Origin of the sequence: Desulfovibrio sp. 1214_IL3152 (assembly GCF_036763055.1) — a bacterium.
Classification (GTDB): domain Bacteria; phylum Desulfobacterota; class Desulfovibrionia; order Desulfovibrionales; family Desulfovibrionaceae; genus Desulfovibrio.
The window spans coordinates 1-1669 of sequence record NZ_JBAIYW010000137.1 but is presented as its reverse complement, the minus strand read 5'-3'; the positions used below and the strand labels follow the sequence as shown (position 1 = coordinate 1669).

General features: G+C 59.3%; 2 protein-coding genes. One reads left to right on the top strand and one right to left on the bottom strand.

The genetic code is table 11. The features are described from left to right. Window positions 1-267: 267 nt before the first annotated feature. Window positions 268-1128: a pirin family protein gene (locus V6C07_RS02875; protein WP_333534876.1), complete on the bottom strand. Its 861-nt coding sequence runs from the start codon at window positions 1126-1128 to the stop codon at window positions 268-270. 235 nt (window positions 1129-1363) lie between these two features. On the opposite strand from V6C07_RS02875, the gene V6C07_RS02870 reads away from it, so the two are divergent. Continuing rightward, a partial coding sequence (locus V6C07_RS02870; protein WP_333534875.1) for a hypothetical protein occupies window positions 1364-1669 on the top strand: 306 nt, incomplete at its 3' end.

The following is a 1669-nucleotide window of genomic DNA, read 5'->3' as shown; positions in this document are numbered from 1 at the left end:
CGCTTGCGGCGCGGCAGAAGCGCAGACGACGGCTGCCGCAGCCAGAAGGGCCACAGCGCCGTGACGGAAAAATGCACAAAACGATGTATGCATGACGTTACTCCATTTTCACCGGGGGCCGCATTTTTCGTTAAGCCCGGACCCCAGACCTGTCAAGCTGGTAAATCACAGAAAAACAGTGAGATACAAGATACGCCCACATGCATGCGGAGTGAAACATGGTCTGCACCGGCAGCTTCACCCCGCATGGCCGCTGCATTCGCAGTGTCAGCCCGCTCTGCCATGCGGGGCATGCCTGATGAACGTGCCGTCTTCCAGTTCAAAAAAAGCCTGCCTCAGTTCCTCGTCCGTGTTCATGACAATGGGACCGCCCCAAGCTACCTGTTCGTGCAGGGGCGCGCCGGAAACCAGTACAAAACGCGCGCCTTCGGCCCCGCCCACAAGGCTCAGGCTGTCGCCGGGCGTGAACAGGCAGGCGTTTCGGTGCGGAATCACCCCGCCATCGCCGGGCAGTTCGCATTCGCCTTCCACCATATAGGCGAAGACCGTTTCCTTCGGGTTGGTTTCCATGCTCCAGAGCGCGCCGGGTTTGAGGCTTATATCCAGAAAAGTCACATCTACATGGTCGCCGCGCGTGGCTCCGGCCACATTCTTGTACTCACCGGCCACAACGGCCACACGGGCGCCGCCTTCTTCCGCCACCGGAACCATGTCGGCCCTGATATCCCTGTATTCCGGGTCCACCATCTTGCGGTCGCGGGGCAGGTTGATCCACAACTGCAGGCCGAGCATATGCCGTGAGGGCCGGGGCATTTCCTGATGCAGGATGCCGCTGCCCGCCGTCATCCACTGGCAGCCGCCGTCAACAATGCTTCCTGCATTGCCCAGGCTGTCTTCATGGTCAATGCGCCCGCGCATGAGATAGGTGAACGTTTCTATGCCCCGGTGGGGATGGGTGGGAAAACCCTTGATGTAGTCGTCGGGATTTTGAGAATCAAAGGCGTCAAGCATAAGAAAAGGATCAAAAGAGCGCACCGTGGGTGATCCAAGCACACGCACAAGCCGTACGCCCGCGCCGTCAACAGCCTTGCGCCCAGTGACCAGTTCAGCAATAGCACGTTTTTTCATGCCATCTCCTTTGGCGGGGCATACCCGCCTGTATGCAGAAAACTTGCTGCCGCCGCCGGAATGCTGTACCTGAAATCGGCACGCCTTTCATTACAGCGACGCCCAAGTTCTGCCGTGTCGTTTCACAGGTAAGCAGAAAACAGCCCAGGAAGCAACAGCACGCCGTTACGAGGCATGCCTTTCTGGGTCGCAAACAAACACTTTACCGGCGCCACACGCCGTTCAGCGATATGATATGCGCAATGCCGCACTGTTGAGCCTGCTGCTTGCAATGGCAGTTTTGAGCCAACCTCCCGCTTTTGCGGATGAACGTACCGACAGTCTTTCCTCCCCTGCACACAATCCGGCGCACGAGCAACCACACAACATCGGCGCGCTGCCGCCGGAAAAAGACGGGCCGCCACCGGAAACCTCCCCGCAAAGTGAAAGTTCCGCAGAAACAGGGCGGGCTGAAACAGATTCGGGCGCAGAAACAGGCCAGGCGGAACCAAAGCCGAACGCGGCGTCTCTGCCTGCCGAACTGCGCCAGCGCCAGCTTCCG

Bases quoted from the DNA above. Each gene is read 5' to 3' on its own strand.
- V6C07_RS02875 (WP_333534876.1), bottom strand. From the start codon at position 1,128: ATGAAAAAACGTGCTATTGCTGAACTGGTCACTGGGCGCAAGGCTGTT.